Below are 22,262 nucleotides of genomic sequence, written 5' to 3'. Positions count from 1 at the left end.
ATCAAAACCATTTGTAACATATGTTCTTCAATTAGTCATTTAACACAATAAATGTTTTCAACATGTTTTTGGTTGAAGCATTGGGAACCTCTGAAATTAAAGCATAAGTCCCTGGTTCCAGGCTTGCCGTAAAATAGCCCTTATTTCCCTGTGGCATATCATTGACACCTCCCATGAACGTAAATCCTTGAGGAGCAGGTTCAATTAATCCCTTAGGATCCGCCCAGTTCATCCAATTTTCCAATACCTTCAGGTCAGAATTGCCATCGATCCGAACAAGATTTATATCATGCCCGACAAAATTTTCATGGACAATCTGATCTTTAAAGAAAACAGAAAAAGTATGCTCTCCCGGGCTAATTGAGTCATTAAAGACGATTCCCTCAGTACTGGAAACAGTGATATCAATATCAGCACTTAACTCCTTATGACCCGAATCATTCTTGGTTACCTCAATATCCTTTGTCATGCCCATAGAGGTATGGAAAACCCCATTGCTCATTTTGACATAGCACTCAACAATATATTTCCCGGGTTTTAAATGAAGCGTGGTTTCACCTACCTGATTTGGAGAGAGTAAACCCGAACCTCCCATAAAAACAACTTCACCAAACCATTCCGGGAGCTTCTCAAATTCAGCATAACCTTCTTCCGTTTTTCCCTCCATAATTAATTTCATGGCACTGTCAAACACGGGGCCCACCACTTTTTCAGCATCTTCCGATGTTTTGCCCTCAGGATACTTGTCGATAAGAAAAAAGTGTGTTTGCGGAGATAGGTTCTTGTAGCGAAACGTATTCCAGCCCGAAGAAATGGTATCTGACATTTGAAAATCCATGTTCTCGGTAATAATTTCTACTACCGACTCCTTTTCTGATTCAACCATCTCAGGTTCAGTAGTTTTCTGATCCTTTTTACATGATTGAATTATCAAAATTCCTGGTAAAAATAGGATAATCAATTTGTTAAAATGTTTAGTTTGCATTAAGAATTTAAATTTTTTCATAATAGTAAGGTTTAGTTGATATTCATTGAATATAGGATTCACAAGTAACGACCATTTTAAAATCTTCTTGTAAATCCATAGCGTTTCTTCTTTAATTTTTTATCAATTTCATCCATTCCTTATCGGCCGCTCCACTGTTTTTAAGATGCCTATTAGAAAAAACAAGTACCAGACGACACATTCTTTTATAGGCATCTACGATCTTCTTATCCATTGGATCCGAAGCCAGTGCCGGAATAATACCGAGCTGTGATGGAAAATGCTGATGAGCAAACTCTTTGATAACCAATGAATGTTTGTTGACGGAGGGTATGGAATCATAAAATTCAGAACTTCTTTCCACCTTGTACGTTTCGGGTTGATCACCCGTCAGATGTAAATAAGGAATTTGAAAATTAGCGTAATTAAAATAAGGTGATTCCTTAAGCATATTTACACCGTAAACCCTGCCGAGGCCGGAATCAAGACTGATAAACATATCAATATTCGAATTTTTCATGCTATATATTCCCTGTGACACCCCTCCGACGCTCCAGGCTATCAAACCTGTTTTATCAATATTGACCTGGCTCATATTCTGTTTAAGATGATTGATAACCAGAGACATATCATCGATCTGCAGGTTCAATCCAACCTGATTAAATGGCCATTTTTGAGAACTTGTATTTCCGAGCGATGGGAAACTGGCCACAATATACCCGTGACTGGCAAGATACTCGCAGATAACGGAATGCAATTGACTCGAAGTATTACCCCCGGGAGCGAATAGCAGTAAAGGAAACTGTCCTGCCACAACCGGGGCCTCAATCTGAGCTATTGTCTTTAGCATTTTATATTTAGATAGCTCCACGGGAAGATTATTTACTTCGTTAAGTTTCTTTACTTCCATTGGCACCAGACTATCTATTCTCTTACTCATCGAACCCGACTCTGACCATTTACCTGCTGGATCATTGAAACCAAAATATTGTTCATATTGAATTGCTTTTTGAGATCGATCTTGTGTCGGGTACCATAGAAATAGTTGTACAGATCTGTAATCCTGTTCGAATGATCTTGAAAAATCCGTAATTCTTTCGTTTTTAAATCCTACTCCGAATTCACCCAGCTGAAAATCATTCATTATTTCTATTTGTCCAAAACATACCGAACCGAACAAGAGTATCAACAAAGCTGTTATTTTGATTTTCATTTATCTATTTTTTCTCTATTTCTATGATCTCATTTAATTCTACCAGCCCAGTTGCACCCGGAAATCTAACCTTTAACCTATTCACCGATTCGCGTCCAGACCTGGGATCAATATGACTTGCAATCACATTTTTAGGATTGATTATTTCCTTCACATTTTTTTTCGAGGATTCATTGTTCAACATCCAGATCGGAAGTAGGGCTACATCAATATTCAATTCCTTCAAATTCAGTTGATCCAATGCGTCTGCAGCCATCTCCCAATCAGCATCTCCAACGTGCAAAATTTTGTATCCGTTTATATCGACCAGATGGGCGATATTTTGAACTCCCTTATGCTTTGCCTGATACGTATGATTACAATCGATTGAATTTACGACGATCCCCAGAAACTCGTATGTCCTTACTCGATGATCGGAAGGTGTTACTTTGACCCGGGCCAGAGTTTCTTTGTTACTTCCCTTCAAAACAGCGATTTCCTTCTTTGCTTGCTCAGGCCCTATGGTTAGGGAGGAATTATTCTCACTCATGAAACGCAAGGTTAGATCAGGGTCAAAATGGTCCTGGTGATAGTGAGAAACCAAATTAAGTTCAATCGAGGTAAATCCCGGATATTTTGCATGAAGCAAGGAATCAATCATACCATTTGTGGGAAAGGCATAAGCAGGTTTGTACCTCTTGTGAAGTCCGTCAATTAAAACCGTTTTGTTGTCATGCTCTATTAAAACCCCCATATTCCCTACGTAGAGCAGCCTCAAATTTTCGTTCTCATTGAGATCTTTACCTGAAATCATTCGGATCCTTTCTGTTGACTCAACAACCCCAATGGAATAATCATTATTCTTGCTTAAGTTTTGAGCTTTGGTATAATAATTCATAGCCTTGTCTGGATTGCCCTTATCTTGATAAAGATCGCCCATTTGAATATTCGGATATACCTGATAACGAACAAACCCTATTTCTTCTGCCAATTCTGCTGACCTGGTATACATATCCAGGGCTTCATCATTTTTACCCATTTTCATATAAACGTCTCCCAGTGATGAGTACGAAGGAGGAAGAAAGGGCTTAAAACCGATCTCCAGCCGTAGGTCGAGTGAGATTCTAAACAAACGTAAAGCCTCTGAAAAATCAAGTGTCTGTCTTCTGTGAATTTGTGCTAAATGCCTTGTATTATAGGCCAATGCATACTTACTGTAACGTCTACTGTACTCAATCTCCTCCTCATAACGTGGTATTAATTCAATTATCTCCTGCTTTTTTCCCGCTTCAAGCAACTTACTATGCAGTCTCGAAATAATACCCGCCCTTATTCTTGCAATCTTCTCAAAGTCATTGATCCCATTAAAAATTAAGATCGCCTTTTCTTCATATACCGAAGCGGAATCCAATAATCCTATAGCGTTGTAATTTTGTGAAAGACTGAGAAAATACTTACCCTTAGTGTTCTGATGTAGAACCTCGTTTGAATAGGGAGACAATTCTTTTAATCTTTTCAGGTTCTCCAAATAGTTTGTTGATCTTGCATTCAACCTGTTCATAAATTCGTTCACTCTTATTTCCTGAATGGTGAGCTGCATTTTATGCAGAGGCCCATACCCTTCCATATTCTCAAAATTAGAAGCATCGACAAACCTCTCAGCTTCCTTAAATTTTCCGGCGTAAATCGAGGTTTCTGAATTTGACACTGCTTGAGAGACCAAACTGTCAATGTTGACTGAATCCGTTGTCCGGGCCAAAACAGATCCGGAAATAAAGGATGCAATTATCCCAAATAAATAGATCAATCTATGTGAATTTATTTTCATTTTTATGGCCTCTTATTTACTTGAATTATTTTAAAAAATCAATTTAAAGTAACTTTTCAACCCCATTTTTGCCTGCTTTCCCAGATTTTATCTGCAGCTCTCAAAGCCAGTGCCATGATCGTTGATGTTGGGTTTACACCCGCTCCCGTAGTGAAAGAACTGCCATCCACTATAAATAAATTATCAACACCATGTACCTGGTTATTGGCGTTAACCACGGAATTCTTTTCATGTGTTCCCATACGTGCCGTCCCCATTAAATGCGCCAAATTACTCGGAGGTGGAACAATAACTTTTTTTGCTCCGGCAGATTCAAGTGCTTCAGTTGCCTTTTCAGCAGCATGAGCGAGCATCTTCTTCGAATTTTCTGAAAGGGAATAGGTTACTTTTGCCGCAGAAATCCCATTCGAATCCGTCTTGCTGTCATCTAAAGTTACCCTGTTCGATTCCTCAGGGAGATCATCGACCACAACTGTCAATCCGGCCTGATGGGGAAATATTTTAGAGAATTCTTCATGATGCTTTTCTCCCCATGGGATTGATTGTGATTGGAACAGCGGTCCAAAGGTCCGTTCTCCAATCAGCATATAGCCCCTTTTAAATCCTCTTTTATCATTGGTTTCATAAAATTCCTGGCTAAACAATGGACTTCCCATTGGGCCAATATGGCTGTCCAAAACATCGTCAAAAACACCATTGATAAAATGTGTGGGATGTACCATAAAGTATTTACCGACCACGCCATTTGAATTGCCTAATCCATCTGGAAAAAGTTTTGATTTGGAATTCAGTAATAATCGAGGGGTCCCTACCCCATTACAGCACACTACTACTACTTTTGCCTTGACCTCATGTATTTTGTTTTCTCTATCAAAATAAATGGCTCCTTTGGCCCTTCCAAATTTATCCACAGTAATTTCTTTCACCCTGGACCAGGTTCTAACTTCTGCTCCTTTGGCGATGGCCAGTGGCCAATACGTCCTGTCGGTGGAAACCTTGGCTCCCATGGGGCATCCAAACATACATTTGCCATGCAGCATGCATTGCGACCTGTCATTAAATGGTTTTGAATTGATGGCCTGGTCCGACACCCACCAGTGCCAGTTCAATTTATCAAACCCATTGGCAAGAGTTTTACCCATTACACCTATGGGAAGCGGAGGCATTTGCCTGGCTGATCGAGGAGGGTTAGCCGGATCACCTGCCAGTCCGGAAACTCCAATCATACTATCGTTCAGGTTATAATAAGGTTCAAGTTCCCAATAATCAATGGGCCAGTCATCAGCTACACCATCGAGCGTTTTCACCTTAAAATCTGAAGGATGAAACCTTGGGAATATACCTTGCCAGTGAATCGTTGATCCACCCACTGCATTGAACATCATTATAAAGGGAGGGTCTTCACCTGCGGTTGTTACCGGATAATCCTCTGGTCGATTTCTAAGATTTGGGCTTAAATTAAAATCCCCCTCACGAGTGAGGTGCGTCTCATAATTGTTCTTCATGGAAGGAAAGGTAGATGGGTCTATCCAACCACCTTGTTCCAGGCAAACAACTTTAACACCTTTTGAAGATAAACGCCATGTTAAAGCCGCCCCGGCAGCTCCTGCTCCAATAACCAAAACGTCTATATCCTCACTACTCATAGAATTAAATATTAGTATACCTTGGTGGCATTCCTTTTACCTTTTTGAGTAAATTCTCATCAAATGCATCCATTTTAGGACCGGATGATCCTGTTGGATAGGGCTCATATCCAATCAAATTATAAACCTTTTCATTTGTGTAATAACTTTCATATGTAAAGTCCTTTAATACACCGAATAATTCAGGCTTATTCTCCTCGATAGAGGTTAAAACTCGAACGCGGTCTTCTTTGGCAGACGAAGGAAAATTATGATGGCTTAAAAGATCTATTTCATGAATCAAGGCCACAAATAAAGGTTTCAATTCAGGAAGTTCTTCAAGAATATTTAAAATATAATGAATCCCTTTAACCTCTGAAGCCGAGGGCATGGATTCACTTGCCGGAATAATTTCATCCATGGCATACTTTAAAGTTTCCTGATCCGAAACATCAAGTCCTGCAATCATCTCCAAATTTTTGGCTTTATCACAGGATATTGGAATTGAAAAAGCTCCCGAGGCCATAAAAATCTGAGCAGAGACTATTGCCTTGCTGAATCTTCTTCTTGACCACTGATCCTGATTTTTCATATAACGATAACTGGTATCTCACTGCTGTATGTGAAATCCTGAACAACTAAATATAGTAAATTTTCAGATTAGCAGTTATCAACCTAATCCTTATACTTGAAATCAGAGCAGTCAAATATTAATTTTAAATACTATTTTATAACAAACATGTCACCGTCATTGGCAAAGTGTATTGGGCCATCATACCCTTTTAATTCCCTTTTGTAAAGATTTTTGATGATCCTGAAATCCGGAGCAGGTACAAAGTGATAAAGAACGAGTTTTTTAACATTCGCCCTGTTAGCCAGTTCTGCTACCTCAGAAGGGCTGGTATGGTAGTTTTGAATATCATTTACAATGATCGAATTTCGAATCATCCCCCTTTCTTTAAGTATTGTTGCCTGTTTTCCCAATAGTGACATCAGCATTACATCATGGAGCAATAAATCGGCATCCTTAGCCATTTCTAAAAGCAAATCATTTTTTTTGGTGTCACCACTTATGACAATTTTTTTATCCCGATATTCTATCACATAACCTACGGCGGGCTCAATCGGATCATGATCAACGTCAAACGCTGTTATGGTAATTCCATCCTTATTATAAACTATTGCCTTCTCCCCTTGTGAAATATTAAATTCATTGGTATTGGCTTTTGCCTTTGAAATATCCATGATCTCTTCTCCATGATGATCAACTCTATATTGATTTTCAATATGCAAGAACTGATCTATAGCATTCATAATGGTATCAAGCCCCTGAGGACCGTAGACATTGAGATCAATTTCCCGGCCCAATACCCAGGACCTGTTGATCAAATTAGGTAGGTCCATAAAATGATCGGAATGCCAGTGTGTAATAAAAACACCATCGAGTTGATTAAGCGGTAGTCCAATATTTTCGGCCTTTTGCACCACTCCTGCTCCAACATCAAACATAAAAAAATGTCCGTTAAGCAGCACAGCTATTCCGGTTTGAACTCGCTCTCCTGGCATTGGGGAACCGGTACCAACGGTAAAAACGGTAATGCTTTCATTGTCTTCCAAAAATTCAGGAGTCTGCCCCAATCGATCTATTTGCCAATTGATTATATACGGAACCATTTTCTCCGGGAAAAAAGTAAAACCCAGCCATCCAGCTGCTATTATTAGCGTGATAATAGCCAGCATTGAAACAATTTGTTTTTTAAACTTTAATTTCATCGGGTTTATTTTTAATTATAATTCCATATTCAACAATTAAAATATAATTGAAATCCAATCCTTCTAATCAATTTTTAATTTCGTCATATAAATTTTGCTTAGGCCATTGTTGGTTTCAATTACATATTTTTGAAACTCCGAAACGCTTTGAAATTCTTGCGGGATTATATCATTTCTTTTGCTGGTAAAATACAATATCCCACGCTTATCATCATAAAAGGGGCAGTATTCCATATATTTCGTATTGATAGGTAATCCTATATTCTCAGCCTTTTCCCACTTTCCATTACCATCCTTTTTCGATATATAAAGATCACCACTGCCGTGCCCCCCTTTTGCATTGTATTTTGAAAAAATGAGATAATCTTCGTTTCTGGAGATATAAGCATTAAATTCATAACCATCACTATTGATATTTTCATCCAGGAGTACCGGACTTGCATAGTTTCCATTGTCCCAGCGACAAAAATAGATATCGTCTTTACCAAGTCCGGCAGGTGATTCCAATGTAAAATATAGGTTATTGTTATCACTCAGAGTTGGATAAAATTCATTTAATTCTGAATTTACCGGCTTTCCCAAATTTATGGGCTCAGACCAATGGTCAAATAGACTCTTTCTTTCAACATACCAGATATCAAAGTCTTTCTTTTCCTGAATCGAATCATTCAAGGGTCTGTCAGAGGCAAAATACAGGCGTTTATCGTCCTTTGATAAGAATGGTTCCATATACACATAAGAATCCGAAAAAGGAAGCAACTCTGGTTCCGTCCATTCACCATTGACTTTTTTCACGGAAACTATCTGAGAAATCTCCTGAAAAGGACTTTGAATCGTGAAAAATGCCTCATTCCCATCTTTCGAAAGACAAAAATCACGTACACTTAAAAACTGATTTAAAGAAGAATGGAACTGGTCAATTTCTATGTCACCTTGGGCAAATAAAAAGCCAGATGAAATGATCAGGGTTATAAATAGTTTAAATCTTAGCATAGTTAATTTTTCAATCGAAAGTCTTATCGATAAATTAGGGCTGCAACTCCAAGCCGTAAATAGCTCCATCATTACTTCCAAAAATAACCATTTCAGTCTTGGTTAAAACAGGTGAAGAAAAAACACTGGATGAAGTTTCAAAATGAGTAACAAGTTCCCCGTTGGAGCGCTTTAGTATGACGAGTTCACCTGTATCCTTTGGATCATAAGAATTCCCACCTCCATAGATCACAAAATCTTCAGTTACTACAGCCTTTCCATAAATATTTTTTGCTCTCTTGGTTTTCCAAATGATTTTTCCATCATCAGGATTGAATGCAAGCATGGAGAAATTGTCAGAACCACCCATATATAGGGTGTCGTTAAATAGTACAGGATCCCCAATGATCCAGCCTCCGGTCGGATCATTATAGGTCCATACTTTTTGACCGTCGGATACGCTCAACACATTAAGGGCGGGGTTTCTGGCTCCAAAAAAAAGTTTTCCCTTGTAGGGTTTAAATTCCGTCGCAATACCACCAAAGGTAGCATAGGGTTTTTCGCGATATGTATTCTTTGTCCAAACGAACTTTTTCCCCTTTAGATCATAACAGTAAACTACTCCGTTCCAGTCTCCAAAATAAATTTGATCATCCAATACCAACGGGCTTGATCGAATTGGTGAGTCATCCTTGGCTGAAATTGAGAATTCTAAATTCCCGGTTTTGGAATTCAAACCAATTACCTTTCCATTAGAGCACCCAATATAGATTATGCCGTGATACAAAAAGCCTGAAGATCGTTTATCGTCAAAAGGGTCCAGTTTGTATAAATGCTCATTTCCCGAAGCATCTTTAAATTTCTCAGCAGGAAAATCCAATCGATAACGCCAAACTTCTTTGCCGGTTTTCTGTTTGAGAGCATAAAAGACATTGGCTGACTCAAAAAAAACCAAATTATCATAAAGTAACGCTGCCGCTTGGATATTCCCCTTTGTTTCAAATTTCCAGGCGATAGCTCCGTTATCAAGTTGGATTGCCATAAATGTACCTTTTTCATTCCCAACAAAGGTTAATTCATCGTTTGCAACAGGGCCTGCAAGTATTTTTCCTGAAGTCTCCACCTTCCATTTCAAATCGAGAGTCTGGGCCTGGAAATCGTGAATAGAATAAATAATGAATAAAAAATAGATAAGATTTTGTGGAACTTTGAATTTTCTGATTTTCATGGAATTTGGTTAAAGATGTTTAATATCGGGTACTAAACTGAGTATAATTTTACTTGGATTCGCTATTCGATTTTTCAATGACCCCTTCCATTCCTTTTTCTGCCTTTAAAATGATTTTCCCGTCTTTATGAGAATCGCTAATTTTTGCAATACTCAGATCCTTATCTGTTTCGTGCCATAGAACGATTCTATCTCGTATCCCATTTTTCTCCTGCAGATCGGCATTGATCGTCATAAAGGCAATGTTTGGAGCCGCATAAAGATAAATGGCCTCTCCACCATGCTCTCCTCCATAGTCCATTCCAAGTCCAATACTGTTATCACTATCGCTAAATCCATATCCTGACCTTTCTTCCCCCTTACTGTCATTAAAGAATAAGGACCATCCTTCATTATTACTTCTTCCATAATATTTCCCTCCCAAAAAGAGCTTTCCGTGGCGGCCCAAATGTATTCGATCCATTCCATTTTCATCCATAAAAACCAAACCTGATAAAGTATCATTCCTTTTTCTGCCACTGTTATCAACAGGAAATCCTATGGCCATTCTTGAATTACCTTCATTATCATGAATAACGATACCTCTGGCATGAATGATATCTTGCATTTCATCTGCATTTTTATTCTGATTTGTGTACATTACAACCACTGCAATAAGTAACGCCAGAATAAAAATGTTCTGAATCTTCTGTTTCCTTTTGAGTTTGTCAATCTGTTTCTGCATAGATATTTTTTTAATCATTATTTTAAATCAAACATTTTGAATATTCCATCGTATCCGCCTTTTAACAATTCACCTTCCTTAGCAAATTGCTCCGGTACCACAGTTAAGCCAATTCCTTCTACAAAGCGATTCATAAAACTCCAGGTGCAGGTCAATTAAAGGTCTTTCGATTCCGGTGTTGAATTTTGCAAAGGCATGAATTACTTTGTCCTGATCCCCTATTGATTTAATAAATGGCATGAGGTATATAGTTTATGGTTTAAAAATTGAATGTTTAAAGTTAGCTAATTTGCATCATTAATTTCAATCCTGTAACCATAAGGGTCCTGAATAAAAGTCTGTCTTACCCCATCGGGTCTTTTCTGAATGAAATTTTTCTTTGCTCCACCCAAACTATAATGATCCATACCTTTTGATGCCAAAAGCGTTAAATACCCATCCACATCTTGATAAATGATACGTTCTCAATTGGTCTCAACGGGTATAAAATTAGGCTCGATCAAGTCTTTAATGTGATTTGCCACATTGCTTCCGGCCATTGACCCGTAGTTACTCAATACAATGACATAAATGTCCTGTTCAGGATAATAGGCAAATCGACTTCCTATACCCAGGTCAACACCATCATGTCCAATTGTATTCGCCTTTCCACTGCGGTTTATGGCAAAACCATAGCCATATTGAGAATCCGTATCGAGGTCCTCACTTGAATATGGCGTTGCGTGAACTGAAAACATTAATTCTTTGGTTTTGCCGTTAATGAGTACTTCCTCGTTTATAGATTTAAAGTACCTGTAAAGATCCGAAACACTGGAATGAATACCTCCTGCACCTCCTACCATTGAATATCTCGCAGGGTCAGCCTCAAATCTTTTCCCTAACCGAAAGTTGTGATCCTCATCATAATAGCTATATCCTTTTGCCTTGTTAGCACTTTTATTGATGAGATCTATATCGGCAAATGAGTTAACCATGCCTGCCGGTTCAAAGATGTATTTTTCAATATATCGGGCATATGAAAGTCCGGAAACCTTTTCGATCACCGCACCTAACAGATCGAATCCGTCATTAGTGTAGTCATACTCATTTAATACCTTAAAATTAGACCGTCTCCCTTCGTTCATATGATCCATAAATTCCAATTGGACATTGATAAGTTCGTTAAAACTTTTTGCTTTTTTTGTAGCCTCATTAAAAGGTTCATAATCATCAAATTCGATACCTGAAGTATGGGTAAGTAAATGATGAATCGTTACCTGATCTGCAATATCCTTAGGATATGAAGGAATAAATTTACTTATGGGGTCCGAAAATTTTAGCTTTCCAGTTTCAGCCAGTTGCGCAATGGCGATTGCCGTAAAGGTTTTGGTGGTTGACGCAATCCCAAAAGAAGTTTCAAGATCATTTCTTTGGTTCAGGGTTTTATCTCTCAATCCATAAGCCCCCTGAAACAGTATCTCATTTCCTTGTGCCACCAATACATTGCCGGAGAACAGATCTTTTTGAACAATAGCATCCATATATTCCTTTAAATATTGGTTCAATTTTTCTACCGGCATTGGGGAATATGGAGGAAGAGGGCCCACCGGACGAATTCCTCTTACTACCGGATTCAGAGTGATCTGATCTATGGAATCATTCATTACAATGATAAGTTGAACCCAGTTCTTTGAATCTTTTCCCCGAAACCATATTCCCGGAGAATCTTCAATCAAATTTTTATCGGCTACTTTAAAAGGTTCCAGCGCACCGAACTCAGAGTAAACCTTGGCCCAGTGTTTTATCTTTTTCTGAACACTTTCTTCTGGATAGTATTTACGTACAAATCCTTCAAGTTTTTCTAAATCGTACTCGTCATAAACTTTAATGAGTTCTTTAAATACCTTCACCGACCTATGTTGCGGCCATTCAAAATCATAAGCCTTTTGAGGCATTGTAAAAGACATTAGAACAAAAGTCAGATAAATCACGATTTTTGATATCGAAAATATTGTTGTCATAAAATTTGGAATAATAAGGTTAAAAATTTAGTGATTAAAATAATGCCCCTAGAAGACGAGAATAGTTATGCTATGTTGCAATGGCATTAAATTGAAAGGAAAAATATAACAGTGAAGATCTTTCGTAATTGAATTTTATTACGTTTAAGTTGATTAAAAAAACTTTTAAGGCTGATAGCGGGGATTATAGTTTTGGCCTATTTCGGTTTTTTTTCTTTTATTGGTATCCAGATTTCTTCCTCCGATTCCGGATCGTTATTTTTATAGTTCAACCCCAATACTTCAAAATGAGGCCTGTCATCAACCACATAACCTGAGCTGGGAATCCATTTTGAGAAAATATATTCAAAAACGGAATGATCAGAACTTGAACCCTTATAATCAAAAACAGCGTAAAGTCCTTCCTCAAGAATAAATGATTTCAATCCTGTGGGAACAACTTCAAGATCCTTTACCTCCACTGCTGCCCATTTTTCAAACTCCCGGGCTGGATTGAATTGGTCATAATAGAAAGGAGGATAGATCTGCATAGAGAGCTTATCTTCAGAAACTCTATTTTGAATTTCCTTAATCCTTGGCCCAAACTGGCCCCAAAGCTGTCCGGTCTTATTGGCAATGAGACTCATCTTCAAATTTGCACCAATTAACCTTTTCGTCTCTAGTTTTTCTATTCTTGGATTCATTTTTTTTCTATAGTCTTTATGAATTGCTGAATTGCTGCAAGAACTGCAGGGCCATTATCATTAAGCGTCGAATGGCCTGACTCGGGTATTAAAACAAATTTGGCGTTGGGAACCATTTCAGCAAAATTCATTACCGTTTCAGGCCGGGCTTCATCATATTCCCCGGTTGTCATCAATGTAGGTACTGTGATCTTTTTGAGGCTTTGGTGATTATCAAAATTTCTGAGTGTGCCTGTTGCCGTGAATTCACTGGGCCCCCACATATAGTTGTAAATAAAATTATTCCTGTTTGAAGGTACTGTGTCATAAGGATGCTTTACAGGTACTTTTCTTTTTCCATGTTTACTTGCAAAATAAGAATTGGCAGCAATATAGGATTCCGTATCAAAAACACTATCTCTTTCTGCCAAATGAATTGCGGATTGGATCGAATCAGGAAGTTGCGCCACAAGCTTGGCAGCATCATCGGTCCAGATCGATGTACTAAAATAAGGGCTGTTAAACACAATTCCTTTTATACCCTCCGGATAGGTCGTGTAATATTCAAGAGCTAAAGCAGCTCCCCATGAACTGCCCACCAGGAAGAATTCATTCAAATTAAGTTCATCTTTGATCGCCTTGACCTGTTCCACAAAAAGTTCAGGTTTTAGCAAGGTTGTATCCTGATGATAGCCCGAACGCCCTGTTCCCAATTGGTCAAACATGATTACGGGTCGTTCTTTTGCAATTTCAGACAATTTATAGTAGATCTTGCTCGTTCCGCCCGGCCCGCCATGTAAACACAATAAGGGGACATTATCTCCTTCTCCCATGATTCCATACCAGATTTTTCCTCCCTTAACCTCAACAAACCCTTCCCCCTGAAGGAGCATCGGGTTTGCATTCTTTTTAGCAGAAGTACAGCTAAAAATCATGAAACCAAGGAGAAAATAACAGTAATGAATTCTTTTCATAATAAAGATAAAAGAGATGCCTATAATCCTTCTTTTTATTTGTGGTACTTTCTTTTAATTTGATATGAAATTAAATTATTTTTTTGATATCAGAATTCGAACCCCAATGCCTCCAGATAACCATCGTTCGGATAGCAATTCTCAAACTTACTGTTTTCTACATATTGATTCAATATGGCCTCTACCTCATCCTTTCTAATTCCCTGAATACTATCTTTCAATTCCCTTATCTTGGCAAAGGTACTCCTGTCAGCATCGGCATATTCTATAAATTGATCATAGCCTTCAGGTTTATCAAAGTTCATTGGGCCTCGTGTATTGTCCATTTTTTTATAAGGCCAAAAGGTCCAGTGAATCCGATTCTCATCTAATAATTCTCTAAAATCTTTAACCCACTCATCTTCATTTTCACCGCTCTCACCCATTAAGATGGGCACCTTGTGTTTTTCCCTAAAGTCAATGAATTGTTGTATTTCTTTTTGTTCAGGTGGCATCCAGTATTTATGAAAAGTATAGGCTAACTTATCATCAAATGGGGCTGAGAATACGGTAAAATCAGTTTCCCAGACGGCCCCGCCAATAAATACAATATGATTTTTATCCACTTCTCGAATGGACCGGGTTATCCTTTTATATAAGGGCTCCAAATAAGGTTTTAAACTGTCCTTTTCAAAATAATGAGCAATAGGTTCATTCAACAGATTGTAGCCTATTACAGTCGTGTTGTCTGCATATCTCTGAGCTATCTCTCGCCAGATTTCAGTTGTTTTTTCCTTCATTCCTTCATCAACCATTAACCACGGATAGCCGTCACTATTGTCAATATTGTCACCTGTTTGACCGCCGGGTGCACCATGCATATCCAGTAATACGTATATATTGTATTTTTCACACCAGTTCACAGCATTATCGATATACTTATATCCATGTTTGTCTCTGCCAAGAAAATCATCATTTGTTAACAGACGATAGTCAAACGGTAGTCTTATGATATTCACCCCGGCTTCAGACAACCACTTAATGTCAGCTTCGGTAATGTAACTCTCAAGAAAGGAATCCCAAAACTTTGTAGTGGCACTATTACCCATCAATTCACGGATGGCCTGATCTATTTTTCGCGGGGAATTGCTGTTACGAAGTTTAAACATATACCCTTCAGGCAGTAGCCAATTACCCAAATTCACTCCCTTTAGATGCAGTAATTCTCCTTGTTCAGAATAAATATTTTTACCATTGACATAAACATATTTTTTTTCCGTTTTTTGGCAGGATAAAATCATTACGAACAAAAGCGTATAAAACCAGAGTTTCCATTTCATAATTGTGATTTTGTTTAATAAAAAAAATTATAAGATTTCATTTTCAAAGAGCTCTTTCCTTCTAATTCAACTACAATTCCTTTAATCGATGACCAAACTCTGTTACCCTGTCCCAATTCGTATATTCAATATCGGCATCGGAGTTGGTTGGGCCTTTAGTCATCCACATAATAAATTGAATCATTATTCGATCAAAAAACGGATATTTCTTGTAATCAAGCCTTCCTGCAAAAACTTCTACCATCGTGGGCGTCCAATCGATAGATTTAAAAAATTTGATGACATACGGATTTGTATCAGCTTTGTTCTTCTCCGATTTTCTTGCAACCAGATTTACAGAGAAGAAAGCTGTTTTAATAGCATCAAGTTGCTCTTTATTTGAATTAATGAAGTCTATCACTTTTTTGTCATGAACCCCATATCTGATACTAGCTCCGAGGATCAAACGGTCATAGCCGCTTATTTCTTCATTAAAATCTTCAATTGAGAAAAGGGATATATCTTGGTTGTCCTTCTCAAATACTTCTTTAAGTCTGTTGCAAATTTTTAAAGTCTGACCATCAACAGACGCATATATCATTACTGTTTTTTCCATTCTAACGATTTACTCATAAAACCAATATCGATTTTCAATTTAAGAAGGTTGTTTTTAGGAGTTATTTCAACATCATACCATTCCTTCCTCTTAGCGGCATATATTTTACCTCTCCAAAGAGCCCCATGCTTTATTAATTCTTTCAATGTGATTTTTCCTATTTCTGCCTTTTCATTATCCGATGATTTTATTTTTCCTTTAATCTCACCATTCGATTCTGAAATTTCTATTACTGTATTGTCCTTTCCAGTGTTCCAAAGACCATTTAGGTCAGATTGAGAAAATAAACTTGGTGAACAAAAAACTAAGAAGATGAAAATCGCCCTCTTTGATTTAACTTTCAATTTGATCATATTGGTTTATTTATTTTTTATTCGTTTTTGTTTAAACTTTGCAGCCTTGATCTTGCATTTTCATTATTTGGATTAAGCAGCAATGACTTTTTATAGCTTTCTATGGCTTCCTCCTTCCTTCCTAATACCTCATAAGCTTCCCCAAGGCTATCGTAGGCATTAAATGAATCCGGGAAGTTTTCAGTATTTAACATAAACATTTCCAGGGCCTTGGGCCTGTTACTCTTGTTTCTGCTTCGAAGTATCCTGTAACCTACTCTATTCACAAGATTCTCAGGTGGTTCAAACTCCCAGGATAGCCTGTGGGATATTTCTGCAAAATGTTCAATAAGCTGATCTTTGCTTTCAACCTCACGGTACGAAATTCCATAACCTTCAAAAATGGCATTGATTCCATTGTAAAATGCCAAAAGAGGGACCGAGCCATGGTTTTCATTTTCAAAGTATTCCAGTTGTCCGGGAAATTCCCTTGGACACTTACTCTTTAAGGACTCATAAAATCTCACATGCCTATCTCTGTTTCTGAGGTTTCGTTTACCCCAGTTCGCAGTGGCTATATAAAGGTATCTTTCAAATGAGTTCTCCTTGACCCTATCTAACTTTGTATCCATGGTTTGGGCATCCCATGTGCCAAAACTTGGATCAACCGCAATGTAGGCATTGAAAAGTGACTCCTCCTGCATATAAGAATGAGCCGCCAATAAACCACCAAGGGAATGTCCAAAAAATATTCGATATCCGTCCATCCTGTACTTTTTATCCAATTCAGGAATAAGTTCTTCCTCCAAAAAGCTCAAAAACCTTTTCCCACCACCTGAATCATTTTGTCTTTTTGTAATTATTTTATCGGGTGTGAAATCTCTGCGTCGGTTCACATTTTGAATGGCAACGACGATCATCTCCGGAATTCTTCTGTTTCCATTGTATCCAGAACTCATATAATTAACCATACCCGTTACGGATCTGAAATGTAAGTTACCGTCAAGTAAGATGAGTAACGGATAATTCTTATAGGAAGAACTTTCCTGTTGATAAGATTCGGGAAGGTTGATCCAATATTCCCTGTCCTCATTCAAAATATCTGAACGAAATACGTGTTTCGAACCAATTGAAATAGTTTCCAAATTCTGGGCAGTCACCTGAATTATCGTGATCAGAAAAAAAAACAATAAGACATTTTTTTTACTCATTTTTCTGATTTATTCTTGATTGTAAGGGTGTTTTGAATTATTAATTAGCATTATGAAATAAAGGATGTTCCACTCATTCTTTTTCTCCGGTCCAGGGAGCCGTAAATTCTCGATCGGGACAATAAGTAATTCCATAAACCTTTCCATTCTCTATGTAACCTGAATGATAATATTCATTACTCTGATCGGAAGTTGAAAAGGCAAAATAAATCTTGGGCCAGTAATCATTGATCAACGAATCTTTTATTTCACTACCGTAAAACGTCCCCGTAAACGAACTTTCATTAATACTTGAAACAACAAAATTTTGAAAATAAGCCTCTGCATCGGGAGTAGGCCTTAAATCTATTTTCCAGTTTCCAATGAGTTCATTTTTTGATTCATTTGAATTCGTTTCTTCCTGGGCAATGAGTAAAAAAGGCAGCACCAGCAGTAATACGCAAACTATTATATTCCTTTTCATAAGGCTTTAAAGGTGAAAAAATTATACATAAGGCACAGCTTAGATTTAGTTCTATAAAACATATTAGCTCTCAACTGTCAGATCAAGCCACGTAAATATACAACAAACTAAGATTATCTGATCGATAAGGCCCGCTGGGATACATGAACAAACTAAATTATTTTCTCAATGATCTCACTGGGTTTAAACCCTATTCTGTGTGCCTGAACAACCAATTTACTGCCTTTAGGGAGAATTAGCGGGTTCTGATAGACCTTCCACGCCTTTGGTATTTTACCATTTTTTTTAATAATCTTATACCCCAATGACGCACCTTTGGTAGAACAACCAATCACAATTTTTCCTTCTGATAATGTAATTAAGGGCTTATTTGTAACAGGTTGTGTGGCTTCATCTTGCCAAAGTTGACTGATCAATTCCCTTTCCGGTAAATTAGGCTGATCTCCAATGTCTTGGATCCAACGGTCCATCTCAGCCCGTAATTCCTCGAGTTTTTCTTTGTAAGCCGGATCATCAACCAGGTTATTCAACTCATGCGGATCCGATTCACAATCATATAATTCCTCGGGAGACTTATTTTCTCTAAACCATAGCCTTTGGATGCTATCCAGCTTTCCTTCATCTCTTAATCGAATCATTTCCTTCATGGTTGGAATTCGTTCCCTGTACTGAAGCGGCAGGTAGTACCCCTGCTCGGGCCTGAAATTTCGAATATACTTGAACCGTTCGTCCCGAACAGCACGAATCACATCAGTGAGTTCGTCAAAACGATCAGCTGCTGCATGAATGTATTTTCTTTTTTCCTTTGCTTGATAGGCTCCCAAAAAGGCTTGCCCATGGAGATGTTCCGGAGGATTGATCCCAACCAGGGAAAGCAACGTGGGTGCAAAGTCGACAAAGCTGGTCAATTGTTTTTCTATGGCCCCTGATTTTTGTTTATTCGGAAATCGAATAATCAATGGGGTGTGAAGACCTGAATCATAGACCAATCGCTTTTGCCTGGGCATTGGCCCTCCGTGATCTCCATAAAAAAAGATGATCGTATTATCCAACAGACCGTCATCCTCCAGCTGTTTCAGCACTGCTCCAACTTGCCTGTCCATCTCAGCTATATTGTTATACATTTTCCAGAGATCCCTTCTTACAACTTCATTATCCGGTAAATATGGAGGGACAGGAAACTTAGTATCCTTTGGCACATGTACCGTTGTTTCCTTTTCTGATGTCAGTTCATTCCATCCAAAATCAGAAACATTAGAGTCTCCAGCCGAGTAGTGCCTGAATTCTCTCTTTTTAAATCCATAGGGTTCAAACAATCCAGATTCATGGGTCTGTGTAAAATTGAATACCGCAAAAAAAGGTTGGCCTTCCTGACGATTTCTCCAATGTGCAAAATGACCATTTTCATCCCATGCCGTCATCGGTTCCTTGAACTGGTAATCAGTTTTGTTATTATTTGTACAGTAATAGCCATTACTTCTTAGTATTTCACTGATCATTCTGACTTCCGGTGGTGGTATGGCCTCATATGCAGGAAGACCTGTATTTTCCATATTCGTTCCTGTTCGCATATGATTTGCACCGATACTGGAGGGATACATCCCCGTTGCAATTGCCGCTCGGCTTGGGGCGCAGACACCTGAAGGAGAATACATATTGGTATAGATCACCCCCTCCGATGCCAAACGGCTCAAATGAGGGGTTGGCGCAGTAGAGTCTCCAAAAGGAGCAATATAAGGCCCCATATCTTCAGTGACCAACCATAAAATATTAGGCTGTTGGGGTTCATTGAACACAGGACTTTCTTCACTGTGCTTGTTTTTATCCGAATGGCAGGCCATCAGCATAAGGCATAGCCACCAAAAAATCTTATATGTGGGTTTTAGATTCAATTCCTCTTTCATTGAGTTAGTCAATAGAAATCTGTATTTATTGGATAAAGTAAACCTTCTTGATCTTGTTTTCTTCTATATGATAAATAGCTACAGCCTCAAGGATCCTGTCCCGAAATTGGACACGCTCCTTATCTATAACAATATTACCCTGAACAATTCTTTCCTTTAACTCACAATGCAGATTAGGCGTAGAGGCAAACATACCGGCATATCGTTCCCTCATTATATCTTTACCTTTATAGAGCAGTTTATCAGGATAGGAATAGACTTCAACATCCTCGGCATAAGGCTCTAAAAAAGCTTCTATGTCTCTAAAATTATAGGCATTCAGCTGTCTCTGAGCCAAATCAGTAGGTTGGTCTTCCAGTAATTCCCTTGGATCAATAAGCATTCCCCGATTTATGACAAGGTTAATTTTTGTAATGTTTTCAATGGCCTCAACAGGGTTGTCGTCCAATAAAATGAGATTCGCTTTTTTACCCTGGCTGATACTGCCAAATTCAACTTCTTTATCAAGAATTTTTGCCCCGTTAAGTGTAGATGCTGTCAAAATCTGCCAGTTGCTCATTCCACTTTTCTGCATGGCCTGTACTTCTTTCAAATAAGACGAGGCGTGCAGTGTACCAATGTTCCCGGCATCCGTTCCTGTCGCAATAATTACTCCTGCGTCCGACAACAGTTTTAGATTGGCCATCATGGTAGCCCTTCTTTGGCTCAGACGATCTTGTCCTGATTTAGAGTTGGCTCCTTTTTTATAAGCATTGATGAGTAAGGTATCAGATAAATGTTTTCCATCCAACAAAGATCCGAGCTGATAAGGATCAGCCTGGTAGAGTTCGTGCCTGCTCATTTCCAAATTCTGGCCAAAAGTATCATGGTAGCCCTCATGCACCACCAAGGTAGGGCAAAGAATCGTTTTTTGGGCCTTCATTAATTCCACAAATTCTTCACTTAGAATTTCATCATCAACGCTATGGACTAAAAAATCAGCACCATTTTCTACAGCCAGTTTTGCCGTAAATTCTTGAGTTGCATGTACTGCAACCTTTAAATCGTTTTTATGGGCCTCATCAATGATGGCCTTAACGATAGGAAGATTTTTTTGAGCACTCTCCTCAATGCTTAAACCATCAGCTCCGGCTATATACCAGATTTTGATAAAATCTGGATCATAGGCTAACTGTTCCTGAACCCCTTGTATCCCTTCTTCAACCGACTTTGTAAGGGTGAAAGGCTTATCCTTTCCCAGTTCTTTATAAACTTCCGGTTCATAGGTTGTAAGAAGAGGCCCTGTCATAAAAACTGTAGGTGAAAACTTTTTATCAATGAAATTCTTTCTCTGCTCAAGGAAATTATAGGTTGCTCCCACATCAATTACCGTGGTAATCCCATTGTTAAGATAACGCCTCAATTTGGTTTCCATATCAAATTTGGTCAAGGCTATTTCCTTTTCATAGCTCTTATACTTTCTTAAGTCAATGGCATCCGGTCTTGTGTAAATACCTCCGTTTTGAAAAAAATGAATGTGCGCATCCACCAAGCCTGGGATCAGATATTTCCCTGACCCGTCAATTACAGTTGCATTCTCAGGAAATCTTTTCTTAGTGCTCTTATAGATTTCTAAAATTCGACCATCTTCAATCACAACGGTTTGATTCTTGACCAATTTTTGCTTCTCTACGTCAGCCAGCGTAACATGGGTAATGAATGTTTGTCCGTGAAGTGAAATGGATAAAATCAGAAAAGCAATAAGTGAAAGATAGTTTTTTGACATGTAATACGTATTTATTTGGTTTAGTATTTATTTGGTGTAGTTCGTATTTGTTTTGCCTTCGAAAAGAATTTTTCAATCTATTCTTCTCAGTTCCACTCTTTGAACATTCGAAAAAGAATAATTCTTGACTCCTTGTGTTTCACCTTCTTCTTTTCCCGATGTGACCTCAAAGACCAGCCGGTCATCAAACAGTTCAGTGCTTGACGTCAGATAGATATCGTTCACTTTGAACAGGCTGTACAATTTATTGTTAATGTTGTAAAGCCTCAACTTCACTCCGTCTCCCTCGTCGAGAAGATACCGGCCCTTGACAGGGTCATCCACAACCAGTTTATAATCCTTAACCATGGGTCTTGTAGGAGACAGGTATTCTGTTTTCCAAACAAAATTACCCTTGATATCAGTTTTGGCAGCCGTGAACTTTACTTTTACACTGTCCCGCAGGGAACCCTGGCTGAAGATATACATCATTCCCTCCCATACCCCGAGGCATTTTTCAGGAAAAATTATGGATTCAGAAAGCCCAGTAAGACCTTGTTGTGAATCTGAAGGGGAATCCGTTTTGTCTTGCTCCTGAGCATCACTTAGAAAGGGATATAAAACAAATAAAATAATAAACAAGTTCCTCATATGGTGTAAATTCAAAATTTATTGACTGTCCTGGAGAACTAATCATCTTAACAAATAGCTAAAAAAAATAATATCATAAA

General features: G+C 38.2%; 22 protein-coding genes. All 22 read right to left on the bottom strand.

Annotated elements, in window-relative coordinates; all coding sequences use genetic code 11:
- Positions 1-31: 31 nt before the first annotated feature.
- Positions 32-1,006 carry a hypothetical protein gene (locus LCM02_RS02910; protein ID WP_224926824.1) on the bottom strand — a complete coding sequence of 325 codons (975 nt, stop codon included), beginning with the start codon at positions 1,004-1,006 and terminating at the stop codon, positions 32-34.
- A gap of 91 nt (positions 1,007-1,097) precedes the next feature.
- Positions 1,098-2,198 (bottom strand): alpha/beta hydrolase, encoded by a 1,101-nt coding sequence (locus LCM02_RS02905; RefSeq protein WP_224926823.1) that lies wholly within the window; start codon positions 2,196-2,198, stop codon positions 1,098-1,100.
- A gap of 4 nt (positions 2,199-2,202) precedes the next feature.
- Complete coding sequence (locus LCM02_RS02900) at positions 2,203-4,005, bottom strand: tetratricopeptide repeat protein (protein ID WP_224926822.1); 1,803 nt, start codon at positions 4,003-4,005, stop codon at positions 2,203-2,205.
- 56 nt (positions 4,006-4,061) lie between these two features.
- Positions 4,062-5,651: a GMC family oxidoreductase gene (locus LCM02_RS02895; RefSeq protein WP_224926821.1), complete on the bottom strand. Its 1,590-nt coding sequence runs from the start codon at positions 5,649-5,651 to the stop codon at positions 4,062-4,064.
- Positions 5,652-5,655: 4 nt separating this feature from the next.
- A complete protein-coding gene (locus LCM02_RS02890; RefSeq protein ID WP_224926820.1) occupies positions 5,656-6,222 on the bottom strand; it encodes a gluconate 2-dehydrogenase subunit 3 family protein in 567 nt (188 codons plus the stop codon).
- A gap of 131 nt (positions 6,223-6,353) precedes the next feature.
- A complete protein-coding gene (locus tag LCM02_RS02885; protein ID WP_224926819.1) occupies positions 6,354-7,403 on the bottom strand; it encodes an MBL fold metallo-hydrolase in 1,050 nt (349 codons plus the stop codon).
- Between the two features lie 63 nt (positions 7,404-7,466).
- Positions 7,467-8,396 (bottom strand): TolB family protein, encoded by a 930-nt coding sequence (locus LCM02_RS02880; protein ID WP_224926818.1) that lies wholly within the window; start codon positions 8,394-8,396, stop codon positions 7,467-7,469.
- A gap of 34 nt (positions 8,397-8,430) precedes the next feature.
- Positions 8,431-9,603: an outer membrane protein assembly factor BamB family protein gene (locus LCM02_RS02875; protein WP_224926817.1), complete on the bottom strand. Its 1,173-nt coding sequence runs from the start codon at positions 9,601-9,603 to the stop codon at positions 8,431-8,433.
- Positions 9,604-9,652: 49 nt separating this feature from the next.
- Positions 9,653-10,327 carry a hypothetical protein gene (locus LCM02_RS02870; protein ID WP_224926816.1) on the bottom strand — a complete coding sequence of 225 codons (675 nt, stop codon included), beginning with the start codon at positions 10,325-10,327 and terminating at the stop codon, positions 9,653-9,655.
- 78 nt (positions 10,328-10,405) lie between these two features.
- A complete protein-coding gene (locus tag LCM02_RS02865) occupies positions 10,406-10,567 on the bottom strand; it encodes a hypothetical protein (RefSeq protein WP_224926815.1) in 162 nt (53 codons plus the stop codon).
- Positions 10,568-10,611: 44 nt separating this feature from the next.
- Positions 10,612-10,770 (bottom strand): VOC family protein, encoded by a 159-nt coding sequence (locus tag LCM02_RS02860; protein ID WP_224926814.1) that lies wholly within the window; start codon positions 10,768-10,770, stop codon positions 10,612-10,614.
- A 21-nt stretch (positions 10,771-10,791) separates the two neighbouring features.
- A complete protein-coding gene (locus tag LCM02_RS02855) occupies positions 10,792-12,327 on the bottom strand; it encodes a serine hydrolase domain-containing protein (protein WP_224926813.1) in 1,536 nt (511 codons plus the stop codon).
- A gap of 197 nt (positions 12,328-12,524) precedes the next feature.
- Positions 12,525-13,010, bottom strand: coding sequence for a GyrI-like domain-containing protein (locus LCM02_RS02850; protein WP_224926812.1), 486 nt, complete (start codon positions 13,008-13,010; stop codon positions 12,525-12,527).
- Entirely contained in the window at positions 13,007-13,963 is a 957-nt protein-coding gene (locus LCM02_RS02845; RefSeq protein ID WP_224926811.1) for a proline iminopeptidase-family hydrolase, read from the bottom strand. Before LCM02_RS02845 ends, LCM02_RS02850 begins: the two co-directional genes overlap by 4 nt.
- An 89-nt stretch (positions 13,964-14,052) precedes the next feature.
- Complete coding sequence (locus tag LCM02_RS02840; protein WP_224926810.1) at positions 14,053-15,282, bottom strand: glycoside hydrolase family 5 protein; 1,230 nt, start codon at positions 15,280-15,282, stop codon at positions 14,053-14,055.
- A 70-nt stretch (positions 15,283-15,352) separates the two neighbouring features.
- Positions 15,353-15,877: a menaquinone-dependent protoporphyrinogen IX dehydrogenase gene (hemG, locus tag LCM02_RS02835; RefSeq protein ID WP_224926809.1), complete on the bottom strand. Its 525-nt coding sequence runs from the start codon at positions 15,875-15,877 to the stop codon at positions 15,353-15,355.
- Positions 15,862-16,230 (bottom strand): DUF2147 domain-containing protein, encoded by a 369-nt coding sequence (locus tag LCM02_RS02830; protein WP_224926808.1) that lies wholly within the window; start codon positions 16,228-16,230, stop codon positions 15,862-15,864. The genes hemG and LCM02_RS02830 overlap by 16 nt, the downstream gene beginning before the upstream one ends.
- 17 nt (positions 16,231-16,247) lie before the next feature.
- Positions 16,248-17,420 (bottom strand): alpha/beta hydrolase-fold protein, encoded by a 1,173-nt coding sequence (locus tag LCM02_RS02825; RefSeq protein WP_224926807.1) that lies wholly within the window; start codon positions 17,418-17,420, stop codon positions 16,248-16,250.
- 73 nt (positions 17,421-17,493) lie between these two features.
- Positions 17,494-17,883, bottom strand: coding sequence for a hypothetical protein (locus LCM02_RS02820; RefSeq protein ID WP_224926806.1), 390 nt, complete (start codon positions 17,881-17,883; stop codon positions 17,494-17,496).
- Between the two features lie 152 nt (positions 17,884-18,035).
- Positions 18,036-19,787 carry a sulfatase family protein gene (locus tag LCM02_RS02815; protein ID WP_224926805.1) on the bottom strand — a complete coding sequence of 584 codons (1,752 nt, stop codon included), beginning with the start codon at positions 19,785-19,787 and terminating at the stop codon, positions 18,036-18,038.
- A gap of 25 nt (positions 19,788-19,812) precedes the next feature.
- Positions 19,813-21,552, bottom strand: coding sequence for an amidohydrolase family protein (locus tag LCM02_RS02810; RefSeq protein ID WP_224926804.1), 1,740 nt, complete (start codon positions 21,550-21,552; stop codon positions 19,813-19,815).
- A gap of 72 nt (positions 21,553-21,624) precedes the next feature.
- Complete coding sequence (locus tag LCM02_RS02805) at positions 21,625-22,182, bottom strand: hypothetical protein (protein ID WP_224926803.1); 558 nt, start codon at positions 22,180-22,182, stop codon at positions 21,625-21,627.
- Positions 22,183-22,262 lie beyond the last annotated feature (80 nt).

This window comes from Lutimonas saemankumensis (assembly GCF_020171465.1).
Taxonomy (GTDB): domain Bacteria; phylum Bacteroidota; class Bacteroidia; order Flavobacteriales; family Flavobacteriaceae; genus Lutimonas; species Lutimonas saemankumensis.
Note: the sequence above shows the minus strand (reverse complement) of the source record. Positions and strands in the feature narration are given on the sequence as shown.

Coding starts and splice junctions, on each gene's coding strand:
- LCM02_RS02820 (WP_224926806.1), bottom strand. CDS start 17,883: ATGAAAAGGAATATAATAGTTTGCGTATTACTGCTGGTGCTGCCTTTT.
- LCM02_RS02900 (WP_224926822.1), bottom strand. CDS start 4,005: ATGAAAATAAATTCACATAGATTGATCTATTTATTTGGGATAATTGCA.
- LCM02_RS02855 (WP_224926813.1), bottom strand. CDS start 12,327: ATGACAACAATATTTTCGATATCAAAAATCGTGATTTATCTGACTTTT.
- LCM02_RS02810 (WP_224926804.1), bottom strand. CDS start 21,552: ATGTCAAAAAACTATCTTTCACTTATTGCTTTTCTGATTTTATCCATT.
- LCM02_RS02805 (WP_224926803.1), bottom strand. CDS start 22,182: ATGAGGAACTTGTTTATTATTTTATTTGTTTTATATCCCTTTCTAAGT.
- LCM02_RS02865 (WP_224926815.1), bottom strand. CDS start 10,567: ATGCCATTTATTAAATCAATAGGGGATCAGGACAAAGTAATTCATGCC.
- LCM02_RS02840 (WP_224926810.1), bottom strand. CDS start 15,282: ATGAAATGGAAACTCTGGTTTTATACGCTTTTGTTCGTAATGATTTTA.
- LCM02_RS02850 (WP_224926812.1), bottom strand. CDS start 13,010: ATGAATCCAAGAATAGAAAAACTAGAGACGAAAAGGTTAATTGGTGCA.
- LCM02_RS02905 (WP_224926823.1), bottom strand. CDS start 2,198: ATGAAAATCAAAATAACAGCTTTGTTGATACTCTTGTTCGGTTCGGTA.
- LCM02_RS02890 (WP_224926820.1), bottom strand. CDS start 6,222: ATGAAAAATCAGGATCAGTGGTCAAGAAGAAGATTCAGCAAGGCAATA.
- LCM02_RS02830 (WP_224926808.1), bottom strand. CDS start 16,230: ATGATCAAATTGAAAGTTAAATCAAAGAGGGCGATTTTCATCTTCTTA.
- LCM02_RS02910 (WP_224926824.1), bottom strand. CDS start 1,006: ATGAAAAAATTTAAATTCTTAATGCAAACTAAACATTTTAACAAATTG.
- hemG (WP_224926809.1), bottom strand. CDS start 15,877: ATGGAAAAAACAGTAATGATATATGCGTCTGTTGATGGTCAGACTTTA.
- LCM02_RS02815 (WP_224926805.1), bottom strand. CDS start 19,787: ATGAAAGAGGAATTGAATCTAAAACCCACATATAAGATTTTTTGGTGG.
- LCM02_RS02895 (WP_224926821.1), bottom strand. CDS start 5,651: ATGAGTAGTGAGGATATAGACGTTTTGGTTATTGGAGCAGGAGCTGCC.
- LCM02_RS02825 (WP_224926807.1), bottom strand. CDS start 17,420: ATGAGTAAAAAAAATGTCTTATTGTTTTTTTTTCTGATCACGATAATT.
- LCM02_RS02885 (WP_224926819.1), bottom strand. CDS start 7,403: ATGAAATTAAAGTTTAAAAAACAAATTGTTTCAATGCTGGCTATTATC.
- LCM02_RS02870 (WP_224926816.1), bottom strand. CDS start 10,327: ATGCAGAAACAGATTGACAAACTCAAAAGGAAACAGAAGATTCAGAAC.
- LCM02_RS02845 (WP_224926811.1), bottom strand. CDS start 13,963: ATGAAAAGAATTCATTACTGTTATTTTCTCCTTGGTTTCATGATTTTT.
- LCM02_RS02880 (WP_224926818.1), bottom strand. CDS start 8,396: ATGCTAAGATTTAAACTATTTATAACCCTGATCATTTCATCTGGCTTT.
- LCM02_RS02875 (WP_224926817.1), bottom strand. CDS start 9,603: ATGAAAATCAGAAAATTCAAAGTTCCACAAAATCTTATCTATTTTTTA.